Below are 24,660 nucleotides of genomic sequence, written 5' to 3'. Positions count from 1 at the left end.
ATCGCGCGGTCTGTTTCGGTCACCGTGGCGTGGCTTTATATTGGGAGCGCCTTCATCATCCTGCGGCTTTCGTGCCTTTTCGATCGCCGGCCAGTTGAAATGACGGGACTCACCCTATAGACCGGCGAGGCCTTCGATCGGCGCGTTGGGGCGTAGCCAAGCGGTAAGGCAGCGGATTTTGATTCCGCCATTCGGAGGTTCGATCCCTCCCGCCCCAGCCAACTTAACGCATTGATATTTCATGCGATTTTAGTTGGTTCCGATCTGTCGTTCTGAACGGCGCTAGCAGCCGCATTCTGAACGTCTGTTGCCGCTTGGTTCGCAAGCATGTGGGCGTGCCGTTTCCGGGTCGCCGACAACATCGGCGCCTCGGTCCGTTTGGCACACCCGGCATAGCTCTCCCGGGTGCGGTGCGCAGATAGGGCTCGACCTTGGCCCTCGGTGAGTTCTGCCTCTTCAAGCTCGGTCATGCCCCCCTGCCGGCAGGCGTCAAGGCTGAACTCGTTGGGCAGGCCGATTTGCTTCCTCATGCTGAGGAGTGTTCCTAATTCCCCTGCTGCAAGTGTTCCTAACCAGGACGGTGCCGGCTGATCGGAGAGCCATGCGATTTGGTCACGGCGGATTCTTATCTCTTCGCATCGCTCCCTCCGCCGGCCGAATGATGGCCGGTGCAAGGTAGATCGTTAGCCCGAGACTCGATTTGGTCCGATCGAACTTACTAGTTCGCTTTCAGCCCGATTCCGACTAGCGACGGATCATCTCTTGGGTGAAGGCGCTGGCTCGATGCAACTTATATGCGAACCGAAGTGTTCGGGCATTTACGGAACGAGCTTTAACGCTAGCGCGCGAGGACAACGGCGGGGCTCTTGTCAGGAAGCTATTTGGCAAGTTTACTAGAAAAATTGCAGTTATGCTAATTTTTATAAAGCGCATTTCCGATGAAGGCCATCGAGCAGATTGTTGCCGGCAACATTTCGTCGAAGGATCGCCAAGCCTTGGAAGAGCTGAGGCACCATCGTCAGCACTTGCTGAATGATGTCCAACTGCCCTGCATGCCAGGCGTTCATGCCGTCGATCGTGATCGATCCCCCGAGCGAGGAGATCGAATTCATCAAAGTCACGCTAGCGCGTGTAGATGAGGATCGACAATGGTCATGAGCAGAAACTTCGATCAGATCGAGACACTGAAACCGATGGCCTGCGGTATGATCACCGATGCCAGCCTGAGGATGATATATGAGGCCATCCGCGGCGCGCTCGAGGCCGACGATGAATGCGAGGCAAGCGGCAAAGACCCAAAATACCGAGTCCGGTCGACGACCGAATGGAAGCGGCATGCCGGCGATCTTGAGGCGGAGATGCTGAAGCGAGGACTCGCGTTCGACGCTATCGATTGGACGAACGGTCAGAGTGAGCGGCGAGGAATTCAGTGAAGGTGCCGGCAAGGTGGCGAGTTCCTACGTCGTCCAGGCCGATACACTATCGTTCTTCATTTGTAGACGCCGTTGCGGTGGCACCAACGGACAAACGCGTAGATGGACCAGACCCGCGACCAGTACATGCCGGGCGCTCCGTCGAGAAAGGCGCGCCAAAGTCGTTCGACCGCCGCGGGATTTAGGCCTGTGGGTGCGATCGCCTGCGGATCGCGCATCGTCCGGTCCATCGCATCCTTCAATCCGCGGCGTATCCACCGGTCAAAGGGCATGACAAAGCCGGTCTTCGGGCGCTCGAAGATCGCAGGATCGAGCCCGCGCAATCCGATCCGCCGAAGCATATCTTTACGCCCCAAGGGGTGATATCGCGCCTGGTCCGGCAGGGCGTCGACGCTTTCGAACAAGACGTGATCGACCAGCGGCACGCGCTGTTCGAGCGAACTGGCCATGCTTGCTGCATCATTGTCGCGCAGGAGGCGTTCGCCCAGGAAGAGACGTTGTTCCATGACGCTGATGGCGGAAACGGCGGTACGGCCTGCCGTTTCGGTCTTTAGCCGCCGGCGCATCGCGTCGGGAAGGCCGTCCGCAAGCGCACCCGCGAAATCCGGTGCAAGCAATTCACCTTGAAATCCGGGCAGGAAGAGCGCGTAGGCCATCTGGTATAGCGCCAGCAAATCTTTGCTGCGATCGACCATGTCCGGAAGCTTCGCCCAGCGCGTTTGAGGCGGCACGGGGTGTGACGATCGTCGCATCGGCCAGGTCAACAAGGCTGCAACCTTGGCTTGCCATTGTCTCGGAAATGCGCGGCCCCGATGACACCACTGCTGCAGGATCGGAAGATCGCGATAGGTCGGATACCCGCCGAACAGCTCGTCGCCGCCGGTTCCTGACAGCGCGACGGTAAAGCCTGCTTCGCGAATCGCCCGGGAGATGAAATAGGCGTTCAGTCCATCGAAGGTTGGCTGGTCGAGACTGTCGAGGGCGTCGTCCAGACTGTCGACGAACCGCTGCTCGGTCAACATCACTTCGTGATGCTGAGTGCCGATTGCCGCAGCGGTCTGTCTTGCGAACGGCGCTTCGTTGAGCTGCTGGTCCTCGAACGCGAGCGTGAACGTATGGACCGGAGCGTCAGCGGTCCGTTGCGCGAGATTCGCCATCGCGGAGGAATCGATGCCGCCCGACAGGAAAATCGCGAGCGGCACGTCACTGGCGAGGTGAAGCTTCATGCCTTCTTCGAGGATCGAGGCAAGCGTCGCCTCGTCCATTGTCGGTTTGGGCGAGTCTCCGGGGATACGCCAGAAATCGTCCTCGTTTACCTTACGGCCTGTCCCGTCGAACTCGACGCAGTGACCTGGCGCGAGCAGTTCAACGCCCTGAACGGCGGTGCGAGGACCGACCACAAAGCCGTTCCAGACGCTGCTCGCAACCGCCTGCGGATCAAGACGCGGCGTTCCGAGCAAGCCTGAGGCCAGCAATGCACGCAGTTCGGATGCAAATATCAGCGACCAGGTTGCGTTCGGGTCGCTGGACTGCGCGATATAGAGCGGCTTGATGCCGAGCTGGTCGCGCGCAAGCAGAAGCCGTCGCTGCAGCGGATCCCAGCTTGCAAATGCGAACATGCCGCGCAGCCATCCAACTGCCTTCAGGCCATGCAGGCCGAGTGCTCGCAACATGACCGCGGTGTCGCCGCTGGACCGAAACGATTGCCCTTCGCCCTCGAGACGTTTGCGCAAGGCGACATAGTTGTAGATTTCACCGTTGAACGAAATCACGTGTCCGGTTGTGTCATCCACCATCGGTTGGGCGCCGGTCGACGACAGATCAAGGATCGAGAGGCGGCGGTGATCGAGCATGACACCCCAGCCGCGAGCATCCGGCGTCGAGGTCCACGTGCCATGGCCGTCCGGCCCACGATGGATCATGGCCTTGCTCATCCGAGCGAGCGCAGCCCGGTTGTTTTCGTCAAGCCGGCCGATAATACCCGAGATACCGCACATTCAATCGTCGCCTTTGCGGCTTGAGCTAGCCCGCACGAGGTGACGCCGCGGAGGAGCTACCAAGGCTGCTTCGGCAATGCTTCTACGTCGAAAACCGAACCGGATAAATGGACGTCCCGCCTTTCTATCATTGTTTCGTTAAGAGGAGCGGCCAACCGTTAACGCTAAGCTCCAGCTTAAGCATTGAGTAATTCAGGCTGTGAGAATGTGGGTTCCCAGCGAGCATCTCAGCGCCTGTCGACGTCGGCAGGCAGGTTCGGATCGATGCACTCAGACCGCTTAAACGTTCTTTTTGTCTCACAGATGCCTGCGAGCCCGCCGCGCATAGGCGCGCAGGCGCGCATGCACGGTTTGATGACAGAACTGGCCCAGCGCCATGATCTAACGGCAGTCATGCTCGTGGATGCCGAGCACGACATTGAAGAATGCCGAACTGCCATGCAGGCCTACTGCCGCAAAGTGGTGCTCGTGCGCAATCCGCTTGGTCGCGATGGGATGCCGAAGCGCCTGCTTCAGCTGCGTTCCCTGGTGTCGCCCCTCAGCTTCGAGCGCTTGCGAATCACGGCAGACGTAGTGCGGCAGACGCTGGACGACTTGCTTGGGTCGACGCGCTTCGACGTGGTTAATCTCGAGTTCACATTCCTTGGTCACTACGAGCTGCGCAAGGCGCCAGCCGGAGCGAACCTCCCGGTGTTGGTCGTGGACTCTCATAACATCGATTACGACCTCGCTCGCCAGTACGCTCAAGGTGGCGACAGCCTGCTTCGTCGCGTTTATTCCGAAGTCAATTGGCGCAAGCTTCGGAGGGAGGAACTCGGGACCTATCGTGACGCAGATGGCGTGTACTTGTGCAGCGTAGCGGACGAACGACGGCTGCTCGAAGAAGTGCCGGAGGTCACCACAGCCGTCATTCCCAACGCCGCGGATATCGAGTTCTATCGCCCGCGTGCCGACGATCCGAAGCCCGACGGGCGCACTGTCGTATTCTTCGGCCTTTTGTCGTATGCGCCGAACGTCGACGGTGTCATCCACTTCGTCAATGATATATGGCCCAGCATCGCGGCCAGTCATCCGAATGCGCGTTGCAAGATCATTGGCGGGTCGCCGCCCCCCGCTTTGTTGGCGCTGGCAAGTCCCCGCATCGAGTTCACTGGATTTGTGCCGGATCTGAGACCGCATCTTGCCGAGGCCGCGGTCGTCGTCGTCCCTCTGCGACTAGGAGGCGGGACGCGGCTCAAGATTGTCGAAGCGATGGCTATGGCTAAGGCAATCGTCTCGACGACCCTGGGCGCCGAGGGGATTGAGGCCGTGCCGGATCGTGACATCGTGATCGCGGACGATGTCGGGAGCTTTGCCGCCCGTGTCGGCGATTTGCTGAGCGATACCGATCGCGCCTCGGATCTCGGGCGCGCGGCAAGACGCTTGGCGGAGAGCAAGTACGCCTGGAGTTCAGCAGCTCGCGCGCTCGAGAGCTTTTACCGTACCAGACTCGCCATCAGTTGCGGTGCGGATGGGACGGCACCACAGCGTCGCCAGTAGCGACGGGGCGCCGAGCGCTGAACAACGGCTTCAGTTGCAGGAAGCGCTTTTCGACCAATTCATAGCTCAGATAGGCGATCACCAGCGAGACGAGCACGCCCGCTGTCGCCTGAATTGCAACGGCGGCACTGTGAGAACCGAGCCATCCGCCGAGCACCAGTTCGGTTCGATGAGTCACGAGATAGTACGATATGAAATGATGGTAGACGTACAGGCCGTAGCTATAGGTCCCAAGAAACATCAGCGGCCGGCTGCAGAAGAGCCGTGATACCAGGGAATGCTTTGGCGCAACCAGCGCCCAGACCAGGAGACAGGCCAACAGCACGGTGATGATGGAAGACCGAACCGGAAGGACGACAGCGAGGCCTTGGTCGGCGGTTACCAGGCGCGTCCAGATGAACGTCAGGGAAAGCAAGGCGAATGCAGCGATCGCGGCGTAGGGCAGGGCACCTACAAGTCGCTGAAGTCCGCGCGGTTGCCGGGCGAGCACGGCCAGAAAGGCGCCGAGGGCCAAGCCGTCCAGGCGAAACGGTGTCAGCACATAGGTCGTCCACCAGCTAAGTCCGGCCAGGGAGCCGCCCAGGCGGGCGAGCATCGCAGCAACCGACAGGCCGAGGCAGATCGCAATCAGCTTTCTGGGTTGCCTGGCGGCCAGATATACGACGAGCGGCCAGAAGAAATAGAAATGCTCTTCGATGCAAAGCGACCAGAGATGCTCCAGATACGAGAATGACCAGTCACCGCTCAATGCGATGTAGACGTTGACCCCGTACAGCCAGGCCCAGGCCTGACGATCGATCAGATAATCGAGGGACGGACCACGCAGTGGAGCTAGAAGCGGAGCGACGAAGAAGACCAGCGCGAGTACGCCGTAGTAGAGCGGAAAAATGCGCAGCACTCGCCGTATGTAGAAATTGCGAAAGAAGCTGGGATCCTCACGTGAATCATAGAGGATGCCGGTGATGAGAAAGCCGGACAGGACGAAGAACAGCTCGACGCCGTAGGAGCCGTAGTTGGTGATTCCGACGACGATCTTCTCGACAGCGTTGGTAGGCAACGTGTTGCCGACGAAGTGCAGCAGCATCACCATGACGATGGCAAGTCCCCGCACTCCGTCGAGCGCAGGAATGTGTCCCTGAAGGCGGGGCCACTGGTCCCGGGCAGTTGCCTCGGCGGATTCGGTCGCCGGCAGCACACGTGCCGCGGGAGCCGGTTCCGCCAGGCCGATGGTTGTCATCGGGACGACGTAACGACGGTTGTCGCGCCGGAGATGGTGCCGGTGGCGAGCCCCTTGAGCGTGTAGACATCGATACCGGTTACGATTGGATCGCTTACGGTGCCGATGATCATTCGAAGGTAAGTCATGAACTTGGTCGCTTCGACAGAGTTTGCATTGGATGCGAAGATGACATCTTTATTCCGCATCTCGAATTGTGTCGCGATGAAGTAGCCGCCGGGATCTCTCAAATCGAGAATATAGATAACGGGGACGAGGGGCCCGCTGTACGGCGTGCAGTCGACGCCGAGCTGCTTGGCGACTTCGCGCGGTTCTCCACGGTAAATAAACACGGACCCGGGGTCGGCGTGATCATCCTTGAGACCGCCGGCCTTCGCCATAGCCTCGGCCAGTGACAGGCGCCAGGCTCCAAACGAGAACTGTCCCTGTTGCCCGGAGGCGCCCATCGCGAGGAAGGTTTGCGGCTGCGTATATACGTAGACCGTATCCTGCGGACGAACAAAGATGTTGTTTGCCGGTTGGCTGAGCAGCGATCCAAACGGTGCGGTACCGTGCCGTCCTTCGCGTTCGAGGGCCACCCAGGTATCGAAGCCGGGATTTTTGGGGCCGCCTGCGCGCGTGATGATGTCGAGCAGCCGCTCGCCGCTGGCGCTTGCCGGCAAGCGCGAAGGCGTGTTGACCTCGCCCAACACGCTGATGGAAGTCGCCTTCTGATCCACCAGCGCAACCACCGCCTGTGGTTCGATCGCACGGTCCTCCAGCGACTTCACGATGGCGTTCTGGACTTCATCCGGGGTGCGGCCCGCGGCGCGGATGGAGCCACCGTACGGCACCGTGATGTTGCCTTTGTAGTTCACGGCCTGATTGGGCAACGTGACGTAATTTCCCTGACGTGTTCCGGCTTCGGTCGGCGTAAACAGGCCGCCGGCCATCGATTCAAATAGCGTTACGCTGACCGTGTCGCCGATGCCAAAGCGAATCTCGGGCGGCGGGCGGCGATCCGTGAAAACGCGGTCGATCCGCATGGAGTTGCGCACCAACACCCTCTCGGTGTCGGCCGTCAGGCGCACCAGAGCATAGTGCACGCTATCAGGGTCGGTCTGTCCCGCGCGGACGTAGGAGCTTGCCGGTCCCGAGGTCGGCATGGTCGAGCAGCCGGCGAGCGCGATGGTCGTTGTGATGACCAGGGCGCCCAACAGGCAGCCACCGAGACGCGAGGAATTGCCAGGCGAACGCGCCGACGCCACTTCGCGAGTGGTCAGGCACGACGTTCGTTGACTGCTCTCGCCTGCGGTTCTCGGCACGACATTGGGCCCTGGTTAACGAAGATTAATGAATGCAGTCTTGGTAAACGTCGGTTTGCTCGTCGAGCTTGCCTGGCCGCAGCTTGCAATCGGCGCCGCTTCGCCTGCACAGCCGCACTGCCGGGCGCGGGCCCGGAAGAAATCTGCGCGAGCAAACATGGACTTGCGTGGCATCTGCAATTCCCGGAATATCAAGTGACCAGACGAAACAGCCCGCTCCGTGCGCCACGCTAGGGGACAAGCGTTAACGAAGCGTTCACTATAAAAATTCAGGAAGTTTGACAGATTCCTTGGTGTTCGGAGCCGCCTGAGGACATGTTGCCGCCAGTGCCATCGAGAAGCTGCTCGTATCGCTGCGCGGCCCCGCGATTGGGCAAGACAGGCGATTAACGATCGGCGTGCTAGGACGGCCTTCGCGACCGGAGTTGACGGGCACCGAGCATGTACGAAGCCGTATTGCGTTCGCAGCGACCAGGCTTGGCGGCTCCGTCCGGCCGGGTCATCGACGGATACGCGATCATCCCGCTGCTGGCATGCGTCTATGCCACGATCGCCTTTCCGCTGATCCTCGTGACCTGCAGTCCGACCGACTCGGCGTGTCTTTTGGAAGCTCGACCCGAGAGCAAGATCTTTTGGCCGATCCTGTCCGCAATCGCGCTCGTCGTTGCGCTGCGCAATCGGTCGCGACTTCGCTTTCCGCCGATCCTGATCATGTTGTTTGCCTATCTTGCGCTGGCGGGAGCGAGTGTTGCCTGGGCGTTCAAGCCGGAGGCTTCGTTGATCAGATTTATGCAGCAGGCCATGATCATTGCCTCGATCGCGCTCCCGGCGATCGTTGCAACTCGATCGACCGATCTGCTGCGCGGCTTGTTCTGGTGCTTCTTCATCGCTGCCGTCCTGAACGTGCTATTCGTCATGGGCAGGCCGCCGATCGACGTGAAGTTCGCCACATGGGGCTACCCGGGTTATTTCTCGGGCAAGAACTATCTGGGTGAATGCGCTGCCGTTGCATTCCTGCTTGCGCTTCATGAGTTGCTTCATTCCGGACAGCGACGGATTCTCGGCATCGTTACCGCGCTCATGTGTGTTGCGCTGCTGCTGCTGAGCAATTCAAAGACGGCGCTTGCCCTTGCGGTGGCTGTTCCGATGCTAGCCTGGATATTGCTCAAGCTTTCCAAGGCTACGCGCGTTCCGGTGTGGGTGATTGTCGTATCGATACCGATTTGCTGGATGGTCTTTTCGTTCGTCACGGGCTTCAGCATGAATCGCGTATCGTACATTCTGTATGGCGATTCGACCTTCACTGGCCGTACCATCATTTGGGATTTTGCAAATCTACAAATCGCCAAGAAGCCGCTGCTAGGCTGGGGTTACCAATCGTTCTGGCTGGTTGGGCCCGACGCACCGAGCATCGTGGAAGCGCCCGGCTGGGTAAAGGACATGCCTAACGCCCACAATGGATATGAAGACACATTGCTTGAACTTGGCTATGCGGGATTTTTCCTGCTTGTCGCATTCATCCTTGCGACGATAAACGGCATTGGTCGCCTGGCGCGGTTTGATTTTTCGCGGGCATGGATCCTGCTGTCGATCGTTCTCTACGTTGCCATTACCAACGGTCTCGAGAGCACGTGGATGCGCGGCTTCGAAATGCTCTGGATCGTGTTCGTCATCGCTGCGGTCGAAGCCGCCAGATATTGGGGGCAGACGCGTCCCGCGGTCGCCCTGGGTAGGGCGCGGCATCCGGCAATACGTCGCATCCAGGGGCCGCGGCCCAAGCCGCCGTCCATACCCGTCAACGTCGTGAGGTCACGCTAGCGCGCGCGAGGCCAACCGGCTCGGCACTGCAAGTCAGAGGATGCATGTTCAACAGGAAGGTCATCGCGACGCGGCGCAACCCTGGTCGCCAGACGCTGCGAACGGCCAAGCGACGGCCTTGGCAGTGCTTGGCTGCAACGATGATCTTCGTTGCATGCTCAAGCCATTCGTCCGCACTTGCTCTCGATTCGATGGCAATACTGCCCTCGGATCGCGCGACGACCTGGCAGCCCGGCCTGATGGCCGAGGGTGGGATACCCTTCCGAAAAACCATCTGCGCGACGCTGTCGCCTCGTGGCGGCACACTCGATGACGCCGCGGCAATCCAGGGCGCAATCAACGCATGTCCTTTAGGGCAGGTCGTGCAACTGGCTCCGGGACGGTTTCTGATCAATGGCGGCAATTTCCTGCTGCTCAACAAGGCAATCACGCTGCGCGGCTCCGGTCCTGATCGGACGATACTCGAAAAGCAGGACGGCGCGAAACCTTTCAATGCGGCAGTCGGTGCCAAGCCGTCGCCGCTCGTCGTGGTGGGACCGTCGCTATTTTCCAGCACGAGCGATACGGTCAATGCCGTACGACCGGCGAACCTTCGCAATGATGCAATCAAGGGCGAAAGAACCGTCGAGGTCGACGACGCTGCGGGCTTCCTGCCTGGACAGATCGTGCTGCTTGACGAGGCGTCGGGCGCTGATTGGCGTCTCGACCCGCAGGGGCGAGGGGAGGTCTGGGCGTCGGAAGACTTCAGGGTTGTGTGGCAAAAGCACAAACCCGCAATTCAGTTTGTCGATGACTTTGCACCCGATGCGTTTCCGTCGACGCCACAAAGCGCAGGATCGTGGTTCGGGAGACCCGATCGGCCCGTCGCCGAAGTCAAGGAGATCAGGGCCGTCTCCGGCTCCAAGATCACCTTCACGACTCCAATTCACATCAGTTATCGGAAAGCAAACGCCGCTCAGCTATCACGGTTCGCGCAGCCGCATGTGAAGCACGCGGGCGTCGAAGATCTGGCGCTCAAGGGGGGCGACGTGGGCAATCTTCGCTTCAATTGGGCTGCGTCGTCGTGGGCGAAAAACGTCGACAATTCGGTTTGGCACGGCGAAGGCTTCGCAGTTCACGCTTCCTTTCGCATCGAGTTGCGCGAGTTCTACGTGCATGACGCGGCTTGGGCTCAGCCGGGCGGAGGCGGCTACGCCATTAGCCTTTCCGCTGGATCCTCGGAAGTTCTGATCGAGAATGGAATTGCCGTGAGGGCCAACAAGCTGATCGTGGCGCGTTCCGCCGGGGCCGGGTCGGTGGTCGGCTACAACTACATGGACATGGGCTACATCAATACGAATGGAGCCTGGATCGAAACGGGGCTCAACGCCAGCCACATGGTGGGTGCCCATCACGTCTTGTTCGAGGGCAATTACGCACAGAACGCCGACAGCGACGACACGCACGGCAACAGCATCTATCACACGTTCTTCCGCAACTATCTACGCGGCACCCGGGCCGCGTTCGACAATCAGGCTGGCGGGACGATCGACGACATGTCGCAGCCCCGCAATGGGCCGCGTCGCGCCGCCGGCCTGATGGCCTATTCGTACTGGATGTCCTTCATCGGAAATGTGCTTGGGGCGCCCGGTCAGATGGACGGCTGGTCGTATGAAACCCGCTTCACCGATGCAAAACCCGGCGTCTGGATGCTCGGCTGGGACGCCGTGAAGCCGTATCCGACGGACGCGAAGGTTGCGATGTCGACGATTCGATATGGCAATTTTGATTACCTCACCAACACAACGCATTGGGATTCCGGAAGCGGTGATCGCGCTTTGCCTGCGTCGATGTACCTCCCAGGCCGCCCCCCGTTCTTCGACGCCGGGCGCGGATACGCCTGGCCCTGGGTGGACCCGGTCGGAGAGACAAAGCTTCACGTGCTTCCGGCCAAAGCCCGCTATGACGCCGGCACGCCGTTCGTGCAGCCGAATTTGGATGGATCAGTCCGCGAAAATTCGCAGTGAATACATGGCGTACGACCATGATTAAATATGTTTCGAACAGGCGCGACATTGCGTCAATGCGTCACGTGACCAGCGACGGGTTCCGGGGCTAACTAGGCGAGCGCCTCGGTAGTTCAAATGCCGTCGTTAACTACAGCAGAAGCCGTTCCGCGCAGATGTTGGGCATTTCCGCGTTTTTGGTTTAATCGAGGTGGTATTTCGCTGTCCGGTTGTCTCCGGAAGAGGAATTTGATGCGCAAGTCGGTCTTCCACGAGGATTGGTGGCTGAACGCGTTGGCTCCCGGTAGCTGGCGCGAAGTCACTTGTTCGCGCGGCGGGCGCGTTGTGGGTTCTCTCCGGTTCGTCGCCCGTACCGAAGGCGGGATGAACATCTGCGAGATGCCTCACATTACGCGCTTTCTCGGACCGACGGTCACGCTGCAGTCCGGAAAGACGGAAGCGCGCATGCGGTTGGCCCATGCGGTCATCACCGACCTGCTGAAGCAGGTCGCGAATTTCGATCACGTCGAGATGACGCTCGACACCGGATTCAGCAATGTGGCCGCTTTCCTCGCGTGCGGCTACGAGGTGCGCGCGCATCCGACCTTCATGCTGAAATGCGCGGTCCCCCGGGACGAGCTTTGGTCCGGATTGCGCGACAAGACGAAGAACGTGATACGACGCGCACGCGAGCGGCTCGCCATTCGCGAGGTCACGTCCGCAAAATACTTCGTGAAATACTACCAGGCCAACCTCGAGGGGGCGAAGTCGTATTTCGACCTCTCTGGATTGGAAGGTCTCTATGCTGCCGCCAGCGAGCGACAGCAATGCAAGATCCTCGCGGCGGTGGACCCGAACAACAACGTCCACGCCCAGGTCTTCTTCGTCTGGGACCGCCAGTTCGTGCACTATTTCCTGTCGTCACGGGACAGGAGCATTGCGCATCCAGGCGCAGTGAGCCTGCTGCTCTGGAGTGGCATCGAGCTGGCGCATGAGCGTGGCCTTCATTTCGATTTCGATGGCGGAATTGAAAACGAGGCGCGATACAAGTTCGTGGTGGCCTTCGGCGGAGAATTGGCCAATCGTTTCGACGTCAGCCGCTCCACCGCTCGCTACCGGCTTCACCGGCGACTTCGCAGGATGCCACAAGCGCTCCTGCGGCGCCTCACCTCCGGCGTTAACGCGGGTGACGTCAACGATCGTCGTGTCCGGCTTAACCATTTCCCGTCGTCTTGAGCGGGATGGTTCCTGCAAATTTTCAAAGCCCGCCATTAACTAAGCTTTTACAAATACGTGCATCAACCGGCCGTTTTGAAATAGGTTGCCGCCCGAAAAGCAGAACAAATTCGGAGGCGTTTAGAATGCGCGTTCTCGTGAGCGGACATCTCGGTTACATCGGAACGGTGCTCACGCCGATGCTGCAGCGCGCGGGGCACGATGTCGTGGGTCTCGACAGCGACCTGTATTCTCGCTGCACATTTGCAGAGGGCGGTTCGATCGTGGATGTGTCCGCCATCCGCAAGGATACGCGCGACGTCGAGCTTGCGGACCTCAAGGCTTTCGACGCAGTCCTGCATCTTGCCGCGCTGTCGAACGATCCGCTCGGTAACCTCAGGCCCGGGCTTACTGACCAGATCAATCATGTAGCCAGCGTGCGCCTCGCGCAACTGGCCAAGCAAGCCGGTGTGCGACGATTCGTGTTTGCGTCCTCCTGCAGCAATTACGGCAAGGCCGGCGAAGGGATGATCGACGAAACCGGAGCGCTCAACCCGGTAACGGCCTATGGCGAATCCAAGGTGCAGTCCGAGCGGGATATCGCCGGCCTCGCCGGCGACGGATTCTGCCCGGTCTACCTGCGGCCCGCTACGGCTTATGGAGTATCTCCCCGGCTCCGATTCGACGTCGTGCTGAACAATCTCGTCGCCTGGGCGGTGACAACGCGAAAGATCTTCTTGAAGTCGGACGGCACGCCCTGGCGGCCTATCGTTCACATCGAGGACATCTCGCGCGCCTTCATCGCGGCGATGGAAGCTCCCGAGGCCGCGGTGTTCAACGAGGCGTTCAACGTCGGCCAGACGGCGCACAACTACCAGATCCGCGATCTCGCGAAGATTGTCGCCGATGTTGTCCCTGGCTGTCAGATCGAGTTTGCCGATGACGCCGGTCCCGACACCCGGTCCTATCGCGTGAGCTTCGAAAAGATCCGAACCCGGCTGCCGGCGTTCAAGCCGCAATGGGATGCGAAGATGGGCGCGGAGCAGCTCTATAAGGCCTACCAGGCCTCGGGCATCACGCTCGAGCAGTTCGAAGGTCCGAGATATCAGCGCATCGGTCACATCAACAAGCTGCTGGCGGACGGCATTCTGGATGCGGATCTCCGCCATGCAAACGTCGAGCAGTCGGCTCTCGCCGCGTCCTGATACCCGCAGGCGCCGATCGGTTTGACGCACCAGGAGGACGGCGTGCCTGCGGCAGACGATCTCGCAAGTTCAGGCGCGAAGATTTTCGCGCTTGCGGAGAAGATCTACCCGATCTGCCGCAGCATTACGGGCAACGGTGTGCGGCAGACGCTTCGGGAGATCGGCGCGCAGCTTCCTCTTGATATCCACGAGGTGCCCACCGGTACTCCCGTCCTCGATTGGGTCGTGCCGCGTGAATGGAACATCCGGGACGCGTACATCAAGGACCCGCGAGGCCGGAAGGTCGTCGATTTCAACGAATCGAACCTGCACGTGATGAGCTACAGCGTGCCGGTGAGCCGCACGATGCCGCTGGACGAGCTAAAGTCCCACATCTTCACGTTGCCCGATCAGCCGGACCTTGTCCCGTACCGCACGTCCTACTACCAGGAGAACTGGGCGTTCTGCATGGCCCACCGACAGTTGGAGCAACTGCGGGACGATACCTACGAGGTCGTGATCGACTCGACCCTCGCTGACGGACACTTGACCTATGGTGAGTATTTTCACCGAGGAGAGTCAGAAGACGAGGTGCTTCTGTCGGCCCATGTTTGCCATCCCTCGCTCGCCAATGACAATTGTTCGGGCCTTGCGCTGCTTGCGGAGCTCCTGAACCACATCGCCCGGATGCGAACGCGATACAGCTATCGGTTTTTGTTTGTGCCAGGAACGATCGGCGCGATCACCTGGCTCGCCCGCAATGAGCACCGTGTGCGCCATATCAAGCATGGTCTCGTGGTATCAATGGTCGGAGACGGCGCTGGTCCGACATACAAGAAGAGCAGGCGGGGCGATGCTGAAATCGACCGTGCGATGATACATACGCTGCAGAATTCTGGACTGACGCCGACGATATTGGAGTTTTCGCCCTACGGATATGATGAGCGGCAATACTGTTCGCCCGGGTTCAACCTGCCGGTCGGATTGTTTCAGCGCAGCCGCTTCGGTGCGATCCCCCAGTATCACACCTCGGCTGACGACCTGAGCTTTATTCGGCCGGAGCACCTCGGGGAGTCCTTCCGCATCATTTCCGAAGTCATTGACCTGCTTGAAGGCAACCGCAGCTACCGTAACACGTCGCCGAAGGGTGAACCGCAGCTGGGCAGACGCGGGCTCTATGGCGCGATCGGCGGCGACAAGGATGCCGCCGCAGCCAACATGGCGATGCTCTGGATTCTAAACCTGTCCGATGGACACCATTCACTGCTTGATATCGCCAGGCGAGCCGACCTGCCGTTCCCGGTCATTCTGAAGACAGCCAAGGTGCTCGAGCGCCACGAGCTCCTCGCGCCGATATGCTAGGCGCGATCATGCGCCCTGAAGCGGCCAGTTTTGGTCCTTGTCGGAGATCGTACTTACGGCCAGAGGCCAGCTGATGCCGAACATCGGGTCGTTGTATCGGACGCCGCTGGCAGCCGAAGGCTGGTAGAACTCCGAAATCAGGTAGTTGACCTGAACGTTGTCGCTCAAGGTTTGAAAGCCGTGTGCGAACCCCTTGGGGATATAGAGCTGCGATCCGTTCTCCGCTGAGAGCTCGAAGCCACGCCACTGACGAAAGGTCGGCGAGTTCGCACGTAGATCGATGATGACGTCCCAAATCGATCCGTTGAGGCAGCGCACAAGTTTGACCTCGCCGTGCGGATCTTTCTGAAAGTGCATTCCTCGCAATGTCCCCTTGCGCGAGGAACTGGAGATGCTGTGCTGGGGGAATCTGGTCTCGATCCCCTGCGCGCGAAACTCGTCCTCGCAGAAAGTGCGCGCAAAAAAGCCGCGCTCATCGTGCGCAGCATCGAGTTTGACCAGCCACGCTCCGTCTAGTCCCGTTGCTTCAAATCGCATGTAACGTCTGAGCTCCCGACCGAGAGGCAAGTTGTCGACGATCAGTTCTATACAATTTTACTAAAATTTTCAGCATCTGGTGTGGTTTACCTTGTTACTCGATATCGCTTCATATTGTTCGCTTTCATACGATAGAACTCGATCCTACTAGCGCAGCGTAAGCGCCGAAATCTCATATTCGACCAATCTATATTCATGGTGCGGCCCTAATGAACGCGCATTCGAAATTCGAATCGATCCGGTCGAGATCTTCTCACGGAAACTGCCGTCTGTGCGGTGCGACGTTGAAGTCGACGTTTGTCGATCTAGGAATGTCGCCCCTATGCGAAAGCTTTCTCACGGCCGACCAGACCGACGCCATGGAGCCGTACTATCCGCTGCACACCGTGGTTTGCGGGTCCTGCTTCCTGGTGCAACTCCAGGAGTACGTCAAGCCGGAGCATATCTTCACCGAATATGCCTACTTCTCGTCCTACTCGACGTCGTGGGTGGAACATGCACGGCGCTACTGTGAGATGATCAAGGGCCGGCTGAACCTTGGTGCCGGGAGCCGCGTCTACGAGATCGCGAGCAACGATGGCTACCTGCTGCAGCACTTCCTGCCGCTTGGCGTGCCGGTCATGGGAATCGAGCCGGCGGCCAACGTGGCCGAAGTCGCAAGGCAGAAGAACGTCCCGACAATGGTCGAGTTCTTTGGCCTCGAGCTCGCGCGCAAGCTGGTGTCGGATGGCAAGCGGGCCGATCTGATCATCGGCAACAACGTGCTGGCGCAGGTTCCGGATCTGAACGACTTTACCGCCGGAATGGCGTTCCTGCTTGCGCCGCAGGGCGTGATTACGCTCGAATTTCCGCACCTTGAGCGGCTCATCGACGAAAATCAGTTCGATACCATCTACCATGAGCACTTCTCCTATTTCTCGCTGGTGACGATCGACCGCCTGGCGCGACGGCATGATCTGAAGGTCTTCGACGTCGAGCAGATCCCAACCCATGGCGGCTCGCTGCGCGTCTACCTTTGCCGCGCCGATGCCGGTCACGCCGTCTCCGCCGCCGTGACCGCACTGCTGGCGCATGAGCGCCGGATCGGCCTGGAAGACATCGCTCAGTACGAGCAGTTTACATCGCGTGTTCATCGCACCAAGCGCGAATTATTGTCGTTCCTGATCGAGAGCAAGAACAAGGGTGCGCGGATCTGCGGCTACGGTGCTCCCGGCAAGGGCAACACGCTGCTGAACTACTGCGGCATCGGTACCGACTTCCTCGACTTCACGGTGGACCGCAACCCCTACAAGCACGGCCGCTATACGCCGGGGATGCACATTCCGATCCTCCCGGTCGAAGCCATCGACGAGGTCCGTCCCGACTACCTGTTCATTCTGCCCTGGAATCTGAAGAAGGAAATCGTCGCGCAGATGCGGCATGTCGGAGAGTGGGGGTGCAAGTTCATCATCCCGATTCCCAACGTCGAGATCATTGACCCGCGTGAGGTTGCGCCATGAAGGTTGTCCTTTTCTGCGGCGGTCTTGGCACGCGGATCCGCGAGTATTCGGAGAGCATACCGAAGCCGATGGTCCCGATCGGCCATCAGCCGATCCTCTGGCATGTGATGCAGTACTACAGCCAATACGGTCACAATGATTTCGTGCTGTGCCTCGGCTACAAGGCGAACGTGATCAAGGACTACTTTCTCAATTATCGTGCGACGGCGAACAGCGACTGCGTGATTTCGGAGTACGGCAAGAAGGTCGAGCTGATCGGCGAACATCAGCCGGACTGGCGGGTTTCGCTGGTGGATACCGGGACGTGGCGCAATATCGGGCAGCGCTTGTTGGCTGTCCGACATCTCGTCCAGGACGAGGAAATCTTCCTTGCAAACTACAGCGATGGACTGACCGACGCGCCGCTGCCTGACATGATCCAGAAGTTCAAGGAAAGCGGAAAGATCGGCTGCTTCGTGGCGATCCATCCGCCGATCAGCTTCCACCTTGCCGAGTTCGATGCGCAGGGATCGGTGCAGCGGATTCGCTCCAGCCAGGAATCCGAGATCTGGATCAACGGCGGATACTTTATCTTCCGCAACGAGATCTTCGACTACATCAAGGAGGGTGAAGAACTCGTCCAGGAGCCGTTCAGCCGCTTGATCGAGGGCGGTCACCTTATGGCCTATCGTTATGAAGGTTTCTGGCGCGCCATGGATACCCTGCGCGATCGTCAAGTGCTGGAAGACATGGTGGAGCGCGGCGACACGCCGTGGCGATTGAACCACACGTCGGTGGCCAGCGCGGCGTAACGGACATGAAAGCATTGCAGCTTGCCAGGCCCGGGGACCATCTGTCGATCCTGTGCCTTGGTGCCCATTCGGATGATATCGAAATCGGCGCGGGAGCGACGCTGCTGGGTCTGATCGAGCGCGGTATCAAACTGAACGTGCAGTGGTGCGTTCTGAGTGGTGGCGCCATACGGGAGGCCGAGGCCAGAGCATCGGCCGCCGACTTTCTGTGCGAGGCTGCATCCGCGAATGTCGAGGTGCTGTCGTTTCCCGACGGATTTTTCCCGGAAAGGGGCGAGGTCATCAAGGAATGGTTCGAATCGCTGAAAAGGCGGATCGAACCCGACATCATTCTGACGCATCGCAGGGACGATGCCCATCAGGACCATCGTCAGGTCTGCCGCCTGACCTGGAACACGTTTCGCGATCATCAGATCCTGGAATACGAGATTCCGAAGTGGGATGGCGATTTCGGTCAACCCAACGTTTACATGCCGGTGTCGGCGGCCGCGCTCGATCGCAAGATTGAACTGCTGCTCAAGCATTTCGGGACGCAGCGATCCAAGCAGTGGTTCGATGCAGACACCTTTCGCGGCCTCGCACGGATTCGGGGCATGGAGTGCAGGGCTACGGAACGCTTCGCCGAGGCATTTTTCGGGCGAAAGTTGACATTGATTTGACGATGGTGGCGCGGACGTCGCGCAACCGGTTCCTGATTGCAGGATGGATCTGAAGGCGCACGATATGAGCACGCTATTCTCAAGTGTCTTTCGCGCTGGCGACCTGGTGGAGGTCAGAAGCAAGGAAGAGATCCTCGCGACGCTCGATGCCAATGGTCGCCTGGACGAAATGCCCTTCATGCCCGAGATGCTGAAGCATTGCGGCAAGACACTTCGCGTCGGCAAACGAGCTCACAAGACCTGTGATCCCGCTCTCGGCATCGGCGGGCGCAAGATGCTGAATACGGTGCATCTGGAGAACATCCGCTGCAACGGCGCGGCTCATGACGGCTGCGAGGCGGCCTGTCTGATCTTCTGGAAGGACGCCTGGTTGAAGCCGGCGGGAGAGAAAAGGCCATCGCCAAGTGGCGCAGCCAAGCCGTCCAGCTCCGGCGGCTGCAGCGAGGAAACGCTGTGGAGCACGATCAAGCATCCGCCGAAGGCCGGCGAAACCGAGCCGACCTACGTTTGCCAGAACACGCAGGTAAAATTCGCCACGCAACCCCTGAAGTGGTGGGATCCGCGCCAGTATGTCGAGGACTACGCTTCCGGTAACGTTCGGCTGCAGGAGCTCGTCGCCGGATTGACGTTCTCGGTCTGGCGTACGGTCACTGAAGCAGGGCTGGGCATTGGTACAGCGATGCGCTGGATCTACGACACATTCCAGCGCATGAGAGGTGGCGCACCTTATCCGATCAGGCCCTTCGGTGTCCCGGAGGGTGCCAAGGTCCCGCAGTCCCGGCTTGATCTGCAGGTGGGTGAGGTCGTGCGCATCAAGCCGTACAAGGACATCCTCGAGACCCTGGACTGCAACTACCGCAATCGAGGCCTGTACTTCGATCCGGAGATGGTCCCGTTCACCGAACGCGAATACGAGGTCGAGAGGCGCCAAAAGCAGATCATCGACGAGGGTTCGTGCAAGATGGTCCGTTTCAAGACGGACGCGATCATCCTGAAAGACGTCGTGTGTGAGGCGCGCTACGCCATCTGCCGCCGGTTCTGCCCTCGTGCCATCTATCCTTACTGGCGGGAAATCTGGCTTGAGCGAGTACCGCAAGGCCAGAATCCGGCGAATTGAACGGAAACGACGCGTGCATCGGAACCAGCGCACCGATCAGTATTTTGCGGATAACAAGCCATACTCTGGCCTTGGCCGCAGGTCGCTGCACAGCGGCGTCGCGTTCATTGCTGCGCGCGGACTGAATATCTTCGTTCAATTGGCCTCGACGATCGTACTGGCGCGACTGCTCGGACCGCATGATTTCGGGTTGGTGGCCATGATGCTGGCCCTGATCGGCTTCGCGCCCCTTTTCGTCGATCTCGGGATGAGCGAGGCATCCGCCCAGCGGAGCAGCATCTCGCGCGCCGAGGTCAGCACGTTGTTCTGGTTGAATGTCCTGATCGGCGTCGTGCTGGCTGTCGCGCTGGCTGCGTCCGGTCGATGGATCGCGCGTGCCTTCGGCGAGCCATCGCTGGCGGGCATGGCGTTGGCATTGTCGGTGACCTTCCTGATGATGGCTTTGTCGACGCAGCACTATGCGCTGATGCGTCGGGCAATGCAGTTTCGCCGCATTGCGATGATCGACATATCGGCAAACATCATCGGAAGTGCTGCAAGCGTCGGACTGGCGCTTTCGGGTTGGGGCTACTGGGCGCTGATCGCCAAGCCGATCATAACGTCGGCGTTGACCGTCGCGGGAGCATGGACCGCCTGTCGATGGATACCGGGTAGGCCCAGGCTCACGCCGATGGTCAAGGAACTGTTGCGGTTCGGGCTCGGAGTTACCGGCTTCACCATGACGGATTATTTCGCCCGCTCGGCGGACAGGATCGCGATGGGCTATTTCCTCGGTGCAGGGCAGCTTGGCTATTTCCAGAATGCCTTCACGATCTACAACAACTTGCTGTCGATTCTCAGTGAGCCGCTGCATAACATCGCGGTTTCCGGACTGAGTAAACTCCAGCACAGTGCGGCCGAGCTGAAGCGCGCCTGGGAAGGCGCGCTGTCACTGCTTTGCTATTTTTCGGGGCCTGCCTTCGCGGCCCTGGCCGTGAGCGCCCATGACATCGTGATCTTGCTGCTCGGAGAGAAATGGTCTCCCGCGGGCCCCTTGCTCTGCATCCTTGCAATTCGGGGCATTGCCGATTGCATCGAGCGAACTCTTGGTTGGGTCCACGTTGCTGTCGGACGTCCCGATCGATGGATGCGATGGGGTATCTTCAGTGCGGTCTGCCAATTGATCGCGCTTGCGGCCGGATTGCCGTTCGGCGTGATCGGAGTGACGATCGCCTATACCGTCACCATGTTTGCGCTGTTCGTTCCTGCGCTCGTCTATGCCGGCAGGCCGGTCGGGATCACAATCGGGGACGTCCTGCGCGCGACGGCGCCGCAAACGATTGCTGCGCTCGTCGCTGTCGCGGTCGCCTTCTCGATCCAGGAAGCGTTCCTGCAGGAGTGGCCACGGCTGCTGCGAATCCCGGCCTCGAGCTTGATCTGTGTGACAGCCTACCTGACCGTCGTGGTTGGGGTCTTCAGGATCACGCGGCCGCTGCAACTCGCCTGGTCCGTGCTACGCGATTTCGGCATCGTACGACGACTGCAAGTCAACTCCTGATTACTGGATATACCGATGACGGCCTTTGAGCGCTTCCTGATCAACTTGGATACTTGGCCCGCCGGGGCATTCCTGAGGATCGGCCTCGGTCTTTGCATTCTGCCTGTCTTCCGGCTGCTGTCGGGCGGTGACGATCGCATCGTGGTCGCGTTGACGATGTTTCTTGCCCTGCTGCTCGCGCTTCGCCTTGTGCCGGCGGTGTGCCGGCGCATTCTTCCGTTTTCGCGCGAAGCGAAGGATCTGTGGTTCAAGCGTCGCAATCTTGGCAAGAGGTACGATTCCTACCAGTGGCAGAAGCTCTTCTGGATCGGTCTGGGCATGCTGCCCTACGCGATGATCTCTCGTGGATTGGGACGTGGAGAAATCGTGCTGCTCGCGATCTGCATGATCGGCGGCGGAGCGGGGTTGCTGCTTTGGCGCAAGACCGGCCAGCCGGGTGTCGGTGCCGCCACTGCGAAGGCGACGAAGCTGCCGCCGACCGCAATCGCGTCGCCGCCGCAGTGAAGCCGAGTCACTCCTTCATTACGGCAGCTTGCGGCACTCGCTGAACTTTTCGCCGTCCTCGGTTTCCGCCCTCTCGAGGCAATGAGCCCTGTCGGTCACCGCGCCGGCTACGACAAAGTCGTAGGCCTGGTTCTTGAAGACCAGCAGATAACGGCCGGGCGAGAGGACGAGATCGGGGTTCTCCGGCTGCAACTCGACCATTTCGCGGCTTTCAGGGACCGGGGCTACGGTGAGGTCGACGGAAACGGACCGGATCGCCCAGGTATTATTGACCGCCAGTTTGCCGCTCGCCGGTGACGACGGTGCCCGCGCCACGCCGGCGACGATGCGCAGTTGCGCGTTGTCGGGCGCGCTTGTCATCAGTTCTCGCTGATATGCGAAAAACGAAAGCGGGCCCCGCGGCACCACAACGGTGGGTGGCTTGGTGATCAATCCCACGGCGATCCGGCTGTCGGGAAGGCGGATATTCATCGGTTCGAGCCGGATCATCCGCCCGCTGCTTGATGCAAAAACTCCATATGTCGTCGGCAGCGAACGTGTAGGCGGTGCGGTTGGGGCTGCTTCGACCGGAGCCCGATGCACGAACGTGGGAATTGCCGGTTTCAGCTTGCGTCTAATTTGCGGCGGCGACTGAACGGGCGCCGCCTCCCCATTGGTGACTACGTGGGATCTAGCGTTGAACAAGGATACGAGATTGCCGCACAACAGTAGTCCGGCTCCGACCGCTAACAGAGCCGTTATCGGAGCGAGGAGCCCAACAGGGTTGCGCGCCTTCCATGCGCTGGCGACGGAGTGTCGGTCCGGCGGCGAATCCTGAAGTTCGTCCGCGATCCGCCGTTCGACCAGTATGGTCCGCGGATCTTGCACTACGAAGCCTACTCCGGCGGCACTGGTGTGCATGGGCGGTTGCAGTTGCGGCGGCACTTCGGGAGGAGTTGACTCCGGCGGCATCGAGTCCGGCGGGCTCAAGTCCGAACGTTGATCCGCAGCCGGACTGAATCCCTCTCCTTCATCTGTCCCAGGCGCGTACGCAGACGTGGCAGGCTCTGGTTCCGCGTGCCAGTCCGACGGCGCTGGTTGCGTGTGGTTGCCGCATTCCGTCGCCTGAACATCGCCCGGCTCGAACGCAGGATCGACGGACTCTGTATCCGGTCCGGCATCGGGCCGGTCTACAATCGTCTTGCGTCCGATGCTCTCTGCGGCCTCATTCAGGCGCCGACTGACGTCATCCTGTGGCCACGCGATCGGCTGGGGGGAATCCTCCGGGACGAGGAGCGGATGAGCCTCATTCGTCGGGTCGCCGCCCGGCAAGCTCGGAGCGTCGGCAGGGCCTGCCGGTTGGTTGTCGGTCGGGCTGCTCGGCGGCTCGGCGAGATCTTGCTCCGGAGATACGGGCTCGCGCAGCCGGGCTTCGACGAGTTGCGTCCAGGCGCCACGTCGTCGCAAAGGTGCAGCAAGCCTGTCTGCCTGACGTGGCGATCGCGGCGCATTCAGGATGGCCGCCGGAGCCGAGGAAAGCTGACTAGAGCGTTTCATGCCTGGATACGCAGCTTGACGTTTGTCCGCAGGTGCGAAAGTTCGCGACACCGTAGCGATCATATGAAATGAAGATCGCCTCCCTGCGGGATGTAGCAGCCGACGCTTAACAGGGCGTTAACCATAAACGGCCGGAAATGCCGCACTGCCGCTTGACTTGAAGCGACGATTTTAAGCGGCTGCCGACAGATCGAAGGATCCGGCGATCTGGCGCAGGCGATCGGCTCGTGCGCTCATCTGGTCGGTGTGAGCAATGCCGAGGACGTCGAAGACCGTCTGTATGCGGTAGAGCCAATCATGCCTTAGCGCGGCTTCCTGCACGTTAGCGATCTGAACCGCGCGCAGTCGCGCCGGGTCTGCGTTGAGCTCTTCGAGGATCCGACAGATGTCAGGCGAATCGAACGGAACATGAATAACGGCATCGGGCCAGTCGAACTGCCGCGCAAACTCTTCGGTGCGCGGCGCTTCACCAATCATCACCGCCCCGGCTGCTGCTCCTTCATAATAGCGTGCGGAGATCTCGTCACGGCCAGCCGTGAACTCCGGGTTGTTGACGTGGCTGCGATTGGCAATGAAATAGCGGCTGCGCTGCAGGATATTCGCAATCATGATGCGATGTTCTTCCGGATTGTCGACCCGGAACGTCCTTTCCTTCCGGTTCGAGCCGCTCGCGGCCACAGTGTCGTAGTAGTAGAAGAAGCGCTCTCGCCCGGCGCCGGCCAGCAACGCGGCGTGAGTCGTATCCGAACGACGTCCGATGTTGCACACAGCAATCGATCGCAGTTGCGCGGGCTTCGGCGCAAACCGCTCCACGTCGACCGCCAGCGGCAGATAGCTGCACGGTCGGCCTGCTATTTGCGCGATGCGCGGAACGCAGTGATGCAGTCCGATGAATATATGATCAAATCCGGACAGGAGCTCGACCAGATACTCCGGGATGTCGTCCGCCCAGACTTCAGTGATAAAGCATGCGGCTTTGCGACACCGTTTGCGCCAGTCGGGAATCGCGGCGAGCGCGTGGAGTTGATAAGCATTGCTGAAGATCGGGAAAAACAGTTCGTAATCGCGTTGCAGCCGCAGCCGTGGCGGATACAGCGCCAGCCTACTTGCCAGCTTGGCCGATCCCGAGGTGAAGCGTGCCAGTTTGTAGATTCGCCGCGAGAATTCCAGCGCCGCGCGATCCTGAACATCGAAACGATCGGCACCCGTCATCGCCGCCAGATTGTCCTCGAACTCATAGCTGAGGCAAAATGCGACAAGGTCGGAAATCCGACGCTGCGAGAGGAGTAGAACCTTGCCTTCCACGAGGCGTTGCCTCCGACTTGCTAAATGCCGGGGCGTGCCGGCAACACAACCTCCGCAATTCCTCGACCGGGAGCGGATCGCCACGTCCAATGGCGCCAAAT

At 60.1% G+C, this 24,660-nt stretch carries 20 protein-coding genes and 1 tRNA gene; 14 read left to right on the top strand and 7 right to left on the bottom strand.

Annotated elements, in window-relative coordinates; all coding sequences use genetic code 11:
- The first annotated feature begins 146 nt into the window (after positions 1-146).
- A tRNA-Gln gene (locus tag BI327_RS21560) sits at positions 147-221 on the top strand.
- A gap of 699 nt (positions 222-920) precedes the next feature.
- On the opposite strand, the gene BI327_RS42400 is transcribed toward BI327_RS21560, so the two are convergent.
- On the bottom strand, positions 921-1,112 hold the full coding sequence (locus BI327_RS42400) for a hypothetical protein (protein WP_159450480.1): 192 nt from the start codon (positions 1,110-1,112) through the stop codon (positions 921-923).
- Positions 1,113-1,154: 42 nt separating this feature from the next.
- Between BI327_RS42400 and BI327_RS21545 the strand changes: the two genes are divergently transcribed.
- Positions 1,155-1,433 (top strand): hypothetical protein, encoded by a 279-nt coding sequence (locus tag BI327_RS21545; protein ID WP_076863176.1) that lies wholly within the window; start codon positions 1,155-1,157, stop codon positions 1,431-1,433.
- A gap of 56 nt (positions 1,434-1,489) precedes the next feature.
- Here the strand turns inward: BI327_RS21545 and asnB are convergent, their stop codons facing one another.
- Complete coding sequence (asnB, locus tag BI327_RS21540) at positions 1,490-3,430, bottom strand: asparagine synthase (glutamine-hydrolyzing) (RefSeq protein WP_076862756.1); 1,941 nt, start codon at positions 3,428-3,430, stop codon at positions 1,490-1,492.
- A 342-nt stretch (positions 3,431-3,772) separates the two neighbouring features.
- On the opposite strand from asnB, the gene BI327_RS21535 reads away from it, so the two are divergent.
- Complete coding sequence (locus BI327_RS21535; protein WP_245334894.1) at positions 3,773-4,969, top strand: glycosyltransferase family 4 protein; 1,197 nt, start codon at positions 3,773-3,775, stop codon at positions 4,967-4,969.
- Here BI327_RS21535 and BI327_RS21530 read toward each other — a convergent pair.
- Complete coding sequence (locus BI327_RS21530; RefSeq protein ID WP_076862754.1) at positions 4,926-6,206, bottom strand: acyltransferase family protein; 1,281 nt, start codon at positions 6,204-6,206, stop codon at positions 4,926-4,928. The two genes, BI327_RS21535 and BI327_RS21530, sit on opposite strands and share 44 nt — an antisense overlap.
- Positions 6,203-7,402 carry a polysaccharide biosynthesis/export family protein gene (locus tag BI327_RS21525; protein WP_076862753.1) on the bottom strand — a complete coding sequence of 400 codons (1,200 nt, stop codon included), beginning with the start codon at positions 7,400-7,402 and terminating at the stop codon, positions 6,203-6,205. Before BI327_RS21525 ends, BI327_RS21530 begins: the two co-directional genes overlap by 4 nt.
- Positions 7,403-7,951: 549 nt before the next feature.
- Here BI327_RS21525 and BI327_RS21520 point away from each other — a divergent pair.
- From BI327_RS21520 to BI327_RS21500, 5 genes are all read left to right on the top strand, one after another.
- Positions 7,952-9,328 (top strand): O-antigen ligase family protein, encoded by a 1,377-nt coding sequence (locus BI327_RS21520; protein WP_245334893.1) that lies wholly within the window; start codon positions 7,952-7,954, stop codon positions 9,326-9,328.
- A gap of 44 nt (positions 9,329-9,372) precedes the next feature.
- A complete protein-coding gene (locus tag BI327_RS21515) occupies positions 9,373-11,334 on the top strand; it encodes a glycoside hydrolase family 55 protein (RefSeq protein ID WP_245334892.1) in 1,962 nt (653 codons plus the stop codon).
- A gap of 231 nt (positions 11,335-11,565) precedes the next feature.
- Complete coding sequence (locus BI327_RS21510) at positions 11,566-12,549, top strand: GNAT family N-acetyltransferase (protein WP_245334891.1); 984 nt, start codon at positions 11,566-11,568, stop codon at positions 12,547-12,549.
- 125 nt (positions 12,550-12,674) lie between these two features.
- Positions 12,675-13,733 carry an NAD-dependent epimerase/dehydratase family protein gene (locus BI327_RS21505; protein WP_076862750.1) on the top strand — a complete coding sequence of 353 codons (1,059 nt, stop codon included), beginning with the start codon at positions 12,675-12,677 and terminating at the stop codon, positions 13,731-13,733.
- Between the two features lie 21 nt (positions 13,734-13,754).
- Positions 13,755-15,074 (top strand): DUF4910 domain-containing protein, encoded by a 1,320-nt coding sequence (locus BI327_RS21500; protein WP_076862749.1) that lies wholly within the window; start codon positions 13,755-13,757, stop codon positions 15,072-15,074.
- Between the two features lie 6 nt (positions 15,075-15,080).
- Here BI327_RS21500 and rfbC read toward each other — a convergent pair whose 3' ends face one another.
- Positions 15,081-15,611 (bottom strand): dTDP-4-dehydrorhamnose 3,5-epimerase, encoded by a 531-nt coding sequence (gene rfbC / locus BI327_RS21495; RefSeq protein WP_076862748.1) that lies wholly within the window; start codon positions 15,609-15,611, stop codon positions 15,081-15,083.
- 185 nt (positions 15,612-15,796) lie between these two features.
- Between rfbC and BI327_RS21490 the strand changes: the two genes are divergently transcribed.
- From BI327_RS21490 to BI327_RS21465, 6 genes are read left to right on the top strand one after another with little or no spacing between them, the layout of a single operon-like run.
- The gene (locus tag BI327_RS21490; protein ID WP_394329875.1) at positions 15,797-17,110 is read left to right on the top strand and encodes a methyltransferase domain-containing protein; all 1,314 of its coding nucleotides are present in this window, start codon (positions 15,797-15,799) and stop codon (positions 17,108-17,110) included.
- The gene (locus BI327_RS21485) at positions 17,107-17,901 is read left to right on the top strand and encodes a glucose-1-phosphate cytidylyltransferase (RefSeq protein ID WP_076862746.1); all 795 of its coding nucleotides are present in this window, start codon (positions 17,107-17,109) and stop codon (positions 17,899-17,901) included. Before BI327_RS21490 ends, BI327_RS21485 begins: the two co-directional genes overlap by 4 nt.
- Positions 17,902-17,906: 5 nt before the next feature.
- Positions 17,907-18,560 (top strand): PIG-L deacetylase family protein, encoded by a 654-nt coding sequence (locus BI327_RS21480; RefSeq protein ID WP_076862745.1) that lies wholly within the window; start codon positions 17,907-17,909, stop codon positions 18,558-18,560.
- Between the two features lie 43 nt (positions 18,561-18,603).
- A complete protein-coding gene (locus BI327_RS21475) occupies positions 18,604-19,677 on the top strand; it encodes a hypothetical protein (protein WP_083742182.1) in 1,074 nt (357 codons plus the stop codon).
- The gene (locus BI327_RS21470) at positions 19,640-21,214 is read left to right on the top strand and encodes a lipopolysaccharide biosynthesis protein (protein WP_245334890.1); all 1,575 of its coding nucleotides are present in this window, start codon (positions 19,640-19,642) and stop codon (positions 21,212-21,214) included. Before BI327_RS21475 ends, BI327_RS21470 begins: the two co-directional genes overlap by 38 nt.
- A gap of 15 nt (positions 21,215-21,229) precedes the next feature.
- Positions 21,230-21,718 (top strand): hypothetical protein, encoded by a 489-nt coding sequence (locus tag BI327_RS21465; protein ID WP_076862743.1) that lies wholly within the window; start codon positions 21,230-21,232, stop codon positions 21,716-21,718.
- Positions 21,719-21,736: 18 nt separating this feature from the next.
- Here the strand turns inward: BI327_RS21465 and BI327_RS21460 are convergent, their stop codons facing one another.
- The gene (locus tag BI327_RS21460; RefSeq protein WP_076862742.1) at positions 21,737-22,207 is read right to left on the bottom strand and encodes a hypothetical protein; all 471 of its coding nucleotides are present in this window, start codon (positions 22,205-22,207) and stop codon (positions 21,737-21,739) included.
- A 1,218-nt stretch (positions 22,208-23,425) separates the two neighbouring features.
- Positions 23,426-24,559, bottom strand: a complete 1,134-nt coding sequence (locus BI327_RS21455) for a glycosyltransferase family protein (protein WP_076862741.1) — start codon at positions 24,557-24,559, stop codon at positions 23,426-23,428.
- Positions 24,560-24,660: the final 101 nt, after the last annotated feature.

The sequence above is a fragment of the Bradyrhizobium mercantei genome (assembly GCF_001982635.1).
Lineage (GTDB): Bacteria > Pseudomonadota > Alphaproteobacteria > Rhizobiales > Xanthobacteraceae > Bradyrhizobium > Bradyrhizobium mercantei.
Note: the sequence above shows the minus strand (reverse complement) of the source record. Positions and strands in the feature narration are given on the sequence as shown.

Bases quoted from the DNA above. Each gene is read 5' to 3' on its own strand.
- BI327_RS21515 (WP_245334892.1), top strand. From the start codon at position 9,373: ATGTTCAACAGGAAGGTCATCGCGACGCGGCGCAACCCTGGTCGCCAG.
- rfbC (WP_076862748.1), bottom strand. From the start codon at position 15,611: ATGCGATTTGAAGCAACGGGACTAGACGGAGCGTGGCTGGTCAAACTC.
- BI327_RS21485 (WP_076862746.1), top strand. From the start codon at position 17,107: ATGAAGGTTGTCCTTTTCTGCGGCGGTCTTGGCACGCGGATCCGCGAG.
- BI327_RS21465 (WP_076862743.1), top strand. From the start codon at position 21,230: ATGACGGCCTTTGAGCGCTTCCTGATCAACTTGGATACTTGGCCCGCC.
- BI327_RS21520 (WP_245334893.1), top strand. From the start codon at position 7,952: ATGTACGAAGCCGTATTGCGTTCGCAGCGACCAGGCTTGGCGGCTCCG.
- BI327_RS21545 (WP_076863176.1), top strand. From the start codon at position 1,155: ATGAGCAGAAACTTCGATCAGATCGAGACACTGAAACCGATGGCCTGC.
- asnB (WP_076862756.1), bottom strand. From the start codon at position 3,430: ATGTGCGGTATCTCGGGTATTATCGGCCGGCTTGACGAAAACAACCGG.
- BI327_RS21460 (WP_076862742.1), bottom strand. From the start codon at position 22,207: ATGATCCGGCTCGAACCGATGAATATCCGCCTTCCCGACAGCCGGATC.
- BI327_RS21505 (WP_076862750.1), top strand. From the start codon at position 12,675: ATGCGCGTTCTCGTGAGCGGACATCTCGGTTACATCGGAACGGTGCTC.
- BI327_RS21530 (WP_076862754.1), bottom strand. From the start codon at position 6,206: ATGACAACCATCGGCCTGGCGGAACCGGCTCCCGCGGCACGTGTGCTG.
- BI327_RS21535 (WP_245334894.1), top strand. From the start codon at position 3,773: ATGCACGGTTTGATGACAGAACTGGCCCAGCGCCATGATCTAACGGCA.
- BI327_RS21480 (WP_076862745.1), top strand. From the start codon at position 17,907: ATGAAAGCATTGCAGCTTGCCAGGCCCGGGGACCATCTGTCGATCCTG.
- BI327_RS21475 (WP_083742182.1), top strand. From the start codon at position 18,604: ATGGATCTGAAGGCGCACGATATGAGCACGCTATTCTCAAGTGTCTTT.
- BI327_RS21510 (WP_245334891.1), top strand. From the start codon at position 11,566: ATGCGCAAGTCGGTCTTCCACGAGGATTGGTGGCTGAACGCGTTGGCT.
- BI327_RS42400 (WP_159450480.1), bottom strand. From the start codon at position 1,112: ATGAATTCGATCTCCTCGCTCGGGGGATCGATCACGATCGACGGCATG.